The organism is Streptomyces sp. FH025 (assembly GCF_017427025.1).
Taxonomy (GTDB): Bacteria; Actinomycetota; Actinomycetes; order Streptomycetales; family Streptomycetaceae; genus Kitasatospora.
This window is the reverse complement of record NZ_JAFLNG010000457.1, coordinates 1-6,302: the sequence shown is the minus strand read 5'-3', so window position 1 is coordinate 6,302 and position 6,302 is coordinate 1. Positions and strand designations below refer to the sequence as shown.

The following is a 6,302-nucleotide window of genomic DNA, read 5'->3' as shown; positions in this document are numbered from 1 at the left end:
CGCCTGCCGCTCCTGATAGCCCGCCAGGCGCTCCTGGGCGTCCGCCAGGTCCTCGGCGGTCGGCGTGTCGTCCTGGGTCAGCCGGTGGCGCCAGTAGCCGGTGAAGTCGATGTTCTCCTTCGGCACCCCGTGCTCCTCGACCAGGCTCCGCCGCACCGCCCGCACCGCCGCGGCCTCACCGGCCAGCCAGACAAGGGGCTCGCCCGCCGGCAGCACGCACCACTCCCCGAGGGCCTCGGCCAGCACGGTTCCCGGGGTCGCGCCGTCGCGGTACAGCCACTCCACCTCCAGGTCGGCTCGGCTCTCCAGCTCCTGACGTTCCGCCCGGTCGGCGACCTCGATCCAGACGAACGCCCGCTCCCCTTCGGGCAGCGCCTCCAGCAGCGTGGCGATGGCGGGCAGCGCGGTCTCGTCCCCGGCCAGCAGGACCCAGTCGAAGATCTCCCCCGCCTCGGGGACGAGGACCGGCAGCGCGTACAGCTCGGAGGGGCCGACCATGCCGAGCCGCTGCCCCGGCGCGGCCCGCAGCGCCCAGGCGGAGGCCGGGCCGGTGTCGCCGTGCAGCACGAAGTCGATCTCGATCCGCCGGGTGCCCGGCTCCCGGCGGCGCAGGGTGAAGCTGCGCAGCAGCGGGCGCTCGGCCTCGGGGATCGCCAGGTAGGCCTGGTACCAGCCCATCGGGTCGTCCTGCTGCGCGGGCAGCACCGGCTCCGACTGCCCGGGGCGGGGGAAGCAGAGCTTGAGCTGCTGGTCGGGCGCCGTGCCGACGGTGTCCGCCAGGCTCTCGGCCTCGAAGGTGACCCGGGCGGTGCGCGGCGTGATCCGGCGCACCGCCACGACCTCGACGAAGGTGACGGGCAGTGTCATGGCTAAACCCTCCGGTCGGTAACCTTACGGCATAAAGAGTTGCCGTCGCGAGGTTACTTTACGCCATAAGGAGATGCCGGATGACCGTCTACGCCGGGCAGGGCGACGCCCATCGCTCACTCGCCCTGCTCTGGGGCGCACCCGAGGAACCGCGCGCCGGGCGCAGCGGCCCCAAACCGGGCCTGAGTGTGGACGCGATCGTGTCCGCCGGAATCGCGGTCGCCGACGCCCAGGGCATGGCCGCGCTCTCCATGCGCGCCGTGGGCGAACGGCTCGGCCGCACCGCGATGGCGCTCTACACGTACGTCCCCGGGAAGGCCGAGCTGCTCGACCTGATGCACGACCGGGTCCTCGCCGAGCTGCCCGGCGGGCCCCCGGCTCCGGACGGCTGGCGGGCCGCCGTCACCGCCTGGGCCGAGCAGTTGTACGCCTGCTACCTGCGCCATCCCTGGGTGCTCCAGGTCTCGCAGGCCCGCCCGGTCCTCGGCCCGGCCGAACTCGCCGCGATGGAGGGCCTGTTGAGCGCCCTGGCACCGGCCGGACTGGCACCGGAGCGGCTGCGCGGGGCGGTGGCCGCGCTGTGGCAGTTCGTCCGCAGCACCGCCGCCGCGGCCGCCGACGCCCGCGGCGCGGCGGCCGCCACCGGCGTCGCCGACGAGGACTGGTGGCAGGCCCGGTCGGCCCGCCTCGCCGAGCTGGCCCCGGACTTCCCGGAGCGCTTCCCGCTGCTGACCGCGCTCCAGGGCGCCACCGGCGGCGCACCCGAGGAGAGCGCCCGGGAGGCCTTCCGCAGCGGCCTCACGGTGCTGCTCGACGGCGTGGCGGCGGGCGCGGCGGACGCGACGGGCGCGACGGGCGCGACGGGCGCGGCGGGCGCGGCGGGCGCGGCGGGCGCGACGCGCTAGAGCAGGATCAGCCGCGCCGGGCGGACGGGATCGCGAGCAGCACGCCGAGCACCATCAGGGTCGCGTACCCGACGGTCTCGTGGCCCTCCGGCACCAGGAAGCGGACGAAGCCGAACAGCCGGAAGCCCCCGAGCCAGCCGGCCAGCAGACCGGAGCCGCCGCCGAGGATCAGGACGAAACCGAGGTAGCCGAGCAGCGTCTTCATGCCGTCGAGCCTAGGGACCGGGCGCCGTCCGCCCATCCGACTTTCGGCGCGACCCGGGACCACCAAAGTCGTCCCCTTCCGGGTGGCTCCGGACGGAGCAGCATGCACGGCGACCCGGTGGCGGCCCGGGTACGTTCGCCGTGTGCAGCCACAGCATGGGCAGCGGAAGCCCCCTCAGATCCGCCGGGCCGCGACCGTCTCCGCCGGCGCGGCCCTGGTGCTCGCCCTCGGCGCCCTCACGGTGCTCGCCCTCGGCACCCCCACCGCCCTCGCGCAGGACTCCACCTCCACCGTCGGCGGCGAGCGGCTCGGCCGCGACTCCGTCCAGGTCGCGCCGCTGGAGGGGGCGCCCGCCCTGCCCGCCGAGCTGACCGGCCGCTCCTGGCTGGTCGCCGACGCCGGCACCGGCGAGGTGCTGGCCGCCAACAACGCCCACCTGCCGCTGGCCCCGGCCAGCACCCTCAAGATGCTGTTCGCGGACACCGTGCTGCCCAAGTTCGACCGCTCCGTCGAGCACAAGGTCGCCGCGGCCGAGCTCGCGAGCGTCGGCGCGGGCAGCAGCCTGGTCGGCCTCAAGGAGAACCTGTCGTACCGGGTCGAGGACCTCTGGCGGGGCGTCTTCCTCAGCTCCGGCAACGACGCCGTGCACGTCCTGGCGAGCATGAACGGCGGCGTCCAGCAGACCGTCGCCGAGATGCAGGCCCGCGCCCGGGCGCTCCAGGCCAAGGACACCCAAGTCGTCTCCCCCGACGGCTACGACATGGACGGCCAGGTCTCCTCCGCCTACGACCTCACCCTCTTCGCCCGCGCGGGGCTGCGCAACGCCGACTTCCGCTCGTACTGCGGCACCCGCACCGCCCACTTCCCCGGCGGGATGGACCAGCTCACCGGGCAGCGCACCTCCTTCGACATCGCCAACACCGACCGGCTGCTCGGCAAGTACCCCGGCCTGATCGGCGTCAAGAACGGCTACACCACCAACGCCGGCGCCACCTTCACCGGCGCCGCCGAACGGAACGGCCGCACCCTGCTGGTGACGGTGATGCACCCCGAGCGGCAGACCAAGGTCTACGACGAGGCCGCCAGCCTGCTGGACTGGGGCTTCGCGGCGGCCGGGAAGGTCCAGCCGGTCGGGCAGTTGGTCGAGGACCTCGCCTCGCCGAAGGGCTCCGGCGCCGCGAACACCGCACCCGCCGCCGACGGCCCCGCGGCCGCCTACGCCCAGCTGCCGCCGTGGTCCCGGCCGCCCTTCCAGAGCGACGGCCCGGGCCTGGCGCCCGCCGCCTGGACGGCCGCCGTGCTCGGCACCGCACTCGCCGTGTGGGGCGCGACCCGTGCCGCCAGGCGCCGTCGCGCCGGCGATGAGGACGGCGGCTCCACCGGCATCGGCGGCCGTGCCCACCGCCAGCTGGTCCGGCGCTCCCGCGCGCTGCTGCGCGGCATCCGCCGCGAGGACTGACGACCGGAGCGCTCTAGACTTCCGGCCATGACCACGCCCGACCCCGCCGCCGCGGACCGGCTCGCCCGGATCGTCAGCCTCTCCTCCGGGAGCTACCTGCTCGTCACCACCCACAAGAAGGACGGCACCCCGGTGCCGACCCCGGTGTGGGTGGTCCGCGACGGGGAGGCGCTCGGCATCTGGACCGTCGCGGACTCCTGGAAGGTCAAGCGGATCCGCAACCGCGCGGACGTCCTGGTCGGCCCCTGCGACGTCAAGGGCCGCCCGACCGGCGAGCAGTACCCGGCGACCGCCGAGATCCTCTCCCCCGAGCGCACCGCCGCCTACCGCACCCTGCTGCGGCAGAAGTACGGCCTGCTCGGCGTGCTCACCCTGCTCGGCAGCCGGCTGCGGCGCGGCGACCGCGGCACCGTCGGCATCCGGATCACCCTGGCCTGAGGCTCCACGGAGCCAGCCCGCCGGGCCGTGGCAGGCTGGGCGTCCATGGAACGGAACGAGAGCGCGCCGCCGCCCCTGCTGGTGGTGGACGGCGCGAACGTGGTCGGCTCGGTGCCCGACGGCTGGTGGCGCGACCGGCGGGGCGCCGCCGAACGGCTGCGGGACGCCCTGGTGCCGCTCGCCGAACGGGGCCTGCCGGAGCTGCCCGGGCCGCTGGAGGTGGTGCTGGTGGTCGAGGGCGCCGCACGGGGCGTGAGCGGCCTGCCCGAGGTGCGGGTGGTCGCGGCGAGCGGCAGCGGCGACGACCGGATCGTGGAGCTGGTCCGGCAGGCCGACGCCGAGCACCCCGGTCGGCCCTGTCTGGTCGTCACCGCCGACCGCGAACTGCGCACCCGGGTCGGCGCCCTGGGCGCCGCCGTCACCGGGCCGCGCACCGTCCGGCCCTGACCGCTCCCACGGCTCACTCCCACGGCTCACTCCCACGGCCAGGCGGCGGCATGACCTGCCTCCAGCAACGGCACGAGTTCGAACGCCGCGTCGCTGAGCCCCCCGAAGGTGTACCGGTGCGGGCCCGGGGCGGTGTGGCCGGTGGCGTATCCGGCCAGGTTCCAGGTGTAGACCGGCACCTCGGCCGGGACGGGGGCGAACGGGTCCGCCGCCGACCAGTGGGCCTCCTCATCGGTCACCACGATCACCCGGTCGTGCCCCCGGTAGTGCCGCTCGACCGCCGCGCCCGTACGGGTGCCGCCGAGGGAGTGGAAGCGTCGCAGGGTTCGCAGCACCGACTCCTCGGGATCCGGTTCGACCGCCTGGCTGTCGCTGCCGAACTCGACCAGGTCGGCCCGCTCGGCGCGCAGGGCCAGGGCCGTGCCGAAGATCGCGGCCGAGTCCGCGCGGTTGAGCCCGCTCCGTGCGGAGGGCCGGTCGAACATCGAGGCGGAGCGGTCGACCAGCACCAGGGTGCGGCCCGGCAGCGCGGGCACCCGAGCGAGCGAGTGGCCGAGGGCCGCCTCCAGGGCGTCGGCCCAGCGCGGCGAGGGCGCGGTGCGGTGGGCGGCCAGGAAACGGAACGGGAACTGCCGGGAGCGCCGTACCTCCTCCGGGTCGGCGATCCTGCGGGCCACCTCCCCGGCCACCTCGTCGGAGACCCCGGCCAGGTCGAAGTTCCGCAGGTTGCGCACCAGCGCCATGGCGCCCATGGACGGGATCACGGCCTCCCAGACGGCGGCTCCCATCGGTCCGTGCACCCAGCCGGCGAGCACCTCCCAGGTCATCCCGGCCTCCGCCACCAGGCGGGCCCCCTCGGGGCCGGTCACCAGGTCGTAGCGGTCGTCGACCGCGACGGCCCGCAGGGCGTGGTGCGCCGCCAGCATGGGCTCGCCGGCGGGCGGGACGGCGCTGCCCGGCCGGTGGCGGCGGTCCAGCGCGTAGCGGAACAGCGCGCCCTGCCAGGGCTTGGCCGGGTCGGGCGCGGGGTGGGTCAGCTCCAGGACGTCGCCGAAGCGGTACCGGTGCGAGGGGGTGTCGTACTTGAGCAGGGCGCGGCCGGTGTAGAGGCGACGGACGGCGTCGCCGATGCCCCGGCGCAGCGGCTGGGGCAGCCGACGGCCGTACCGGGTGGTCCAGTGGGCCAGCAACTCCCCCGGCTCGTCCGGCCGTTGGAGCACCGCGTCGACAGCCTGGCGGGAGTACCCGGCGAGGCCCGCCTCGGCCCGGGCGTGGACGAACTCGGCCGCACCGGCCACGGCGGCGCTGCGGATGTGCGCCTCGGTCCGCAGCCAGCGCAGCAGCCCGAGGGTCCACCGCGGTTCGCTCACGGCGTGCTCCCGGATCAGTCCGATGAAGCGTTCGTCGCGCTCGGCGGCGGTCTCGTAGAAGCTCTCGTGCCCGAACAGGTGGGAGACGGCGAGGAGGAAGAGCTCGCTCTTCGGCTCCCGGACGTACCCGCGGCCGCCCTCGCGGTTGGCGACCAGGGTGCCGGGGGTGGCCTGGCCGACCTGGCCGACCTGGGCCGCCCAACGGAGGTGCCGGGGCTGAGGCGGAGTCCACTGGCCGTGAGTGGCGAGCGCGACCGCCCCTCCCCTGACGAGTCCCGGTAGCTCTCGCTGGATCTCGGCCCTGGTGTCGGCCTTCGTCCGCTGGCGGTTGAACCGGGTCATGCAGATGTCCCCCTGATGGGCTGGGAAGGTGAGGACGTGAAAGAAGACGGGCGCCTCCCGGGATCAGAGAAGGGGCACCGGTGTGTTTTTGTCAGAGGAAGTAACCGGGGCCGGGCGCATCGGGAGGCGCCGTCCCGGACGCTACCCGGTCGCGGTGCCGGCCGTCATCCGATTATTCGGCGGGGATTTTCGGACCGTACGGGAACCGATCGCCGGGGCCGTCCGACTGCTGTGGGGTGAGTGCGAAGTCGCCGGGTGTCCGGCCGTTG

At 75.1% G+C, this 6,302-nt stretch carries 7 protein-coding genes; 4 read left to right on the top strand and 3 right to left on the bottom strand.

Going from position 1 to position 6,302, the window contains the following annotated elements; all coding sequences use genetic code 11:
• A partial coding sequence (locus J0670_RS26670) for a siderophore-interacting protein (protein WP_207814225.1) occupies positions 1–867 on the bottom strand: 867 nt, incomplete at its 3' end.
• 80 nt (positions 868–947) lie between these two features.
• Between J0670_RS26670 and J0670_RS26665 the strand changes: the two genes are divergently transcribed.
• The gene (locus J0670_RS26665; RefSeq protein WP_207814224.1) at positions 948–1,772 is read left to right on the top strand and encodes a TetR/AcrR family transcriptional regulator; all 825 of its coding nucleotides are present in this window, start codon (positions 948–950) and stop codon (positions 1,770–1,772) included.
• Between the two features lie 7 nt (positions 1,773–1,779).
• Here the strand turns inward: J0670_RS26665 and J0670_RS26660 are convergent, their stop codons facing one another.
• The gene (locus J0670_RS26660; RefSeq protein WP_207814223.1) at positions 1,780–1,977 is read right to left on the bottom strand and encodes a hypothetical protein; all 198 of its coding nucleotides are present in this window, start codon (positions 1,975–1,977) and stop codon (positions 1,780–1,782) included.
• 142 nt (positions 1,978–2,119) lie between these two features.
• Here J0670_RS26660 and J0670_RS26655 point away from each other — a divergent pair, with 142 nt between their 5' ends.
• Genes J0670_RS26655 through J0670_RS26645 form a run of 3 tightly spaced genes read left to right on the top strand, consistent with a single transcriptional unit; the run spans position 2,120 to position 4,321 of the window.
• Entirely contained in the window at positions 2,120–3,436 is a 1,317-nt protein-coding gene (locus J0670_RS26655; protein WP_374223170.1) for a D-alanyl-D-alanine carboxypeptidase family protein, read from the top strand.
• A 27-nt stretch (positions 3,437–3,463) separates the two neighbouring features.
• Positions 3,464–3,874: a PPOX class F420-dependent oxidoreductase gene (locus tag J0670_RS26650; RefSeq protein ID WP_207814221.1), complete on the top strand. Its 411-nt coding sequence runs from the start codon at positions 3,464–3,466 to the stop codon at positions 3,872–3,874.
• A 45-nt stretch (positions 3,875–3,919) separates the two neighbouring features.
• Complete coding sequence (locus tag J0670_RS26645) at positions 3,920–4,321, top strand: NTP pyrophosphohydrolase (protein WP_207814220.1); 402 nt, start codon at positions 3,920–3,922, stop codon at positions 4,319–4,321.
• A gap of 26 nt (positions 4,322–4,347) precedes the next feature.
• On the opposite strand, the gene J0670_RS26640 is transcribed toward J0670_RS26645, so the two are convergent.
• The gene (locus J0670_RS26640; protein ID WP_207814219.1) at positions 4,348–6,033 is read right to left on the bottom strand and encodes a TROVE domain-containing protein; all 1,686 of its coding nucleotides are present in this window, start codon (positions 6,031–6,033) and stop codon (positions 4,348–4,350) included.
• Between the last annotated feature and the right edge of the window lie 269 nt (positions 6,034–6,302).

Excerpts from the sequence above, each read along its gene's own strand:
- J0670_RS26665 (WP_207814224.1), top strand. The coding sequence starts at position 948 with ATGACCGTCTACGCCGGGCAGGGCGACGCCCATCGCTCACTCGCCCTG.
- J0670_RS26660 (WP_207814223.1), bottom strand. The coding sequence starts at position 1,977 with ATGAAGACGCTGCTCGGCTACCTCGGTTTCGTCCTGATCCTCGGCGGC.
- J0670_RS26650 (WP_207814221.1), top strand. The coding sequence starts at position 3,464 with ATGACCACGCCCGACCCCGCCGCCGCGGACCGGCTCGCCCGGATCGTC.
- J0670_RS26645 (WP_207814220.1), top strand. The coding sequence starts at position 3,920 with ATGGAACGGAACGAGAGCGCGCCGCCGCCCCTGCTGGTGGTGGACGGC.
- J0670_RS26640 (WP_207814219.1), bottom strand. The coding sequence starts at position 6,033 with ATGACCCGGTTCAACCGCCAGCGGACGAAGGCCGACACCAGGGCCGAG.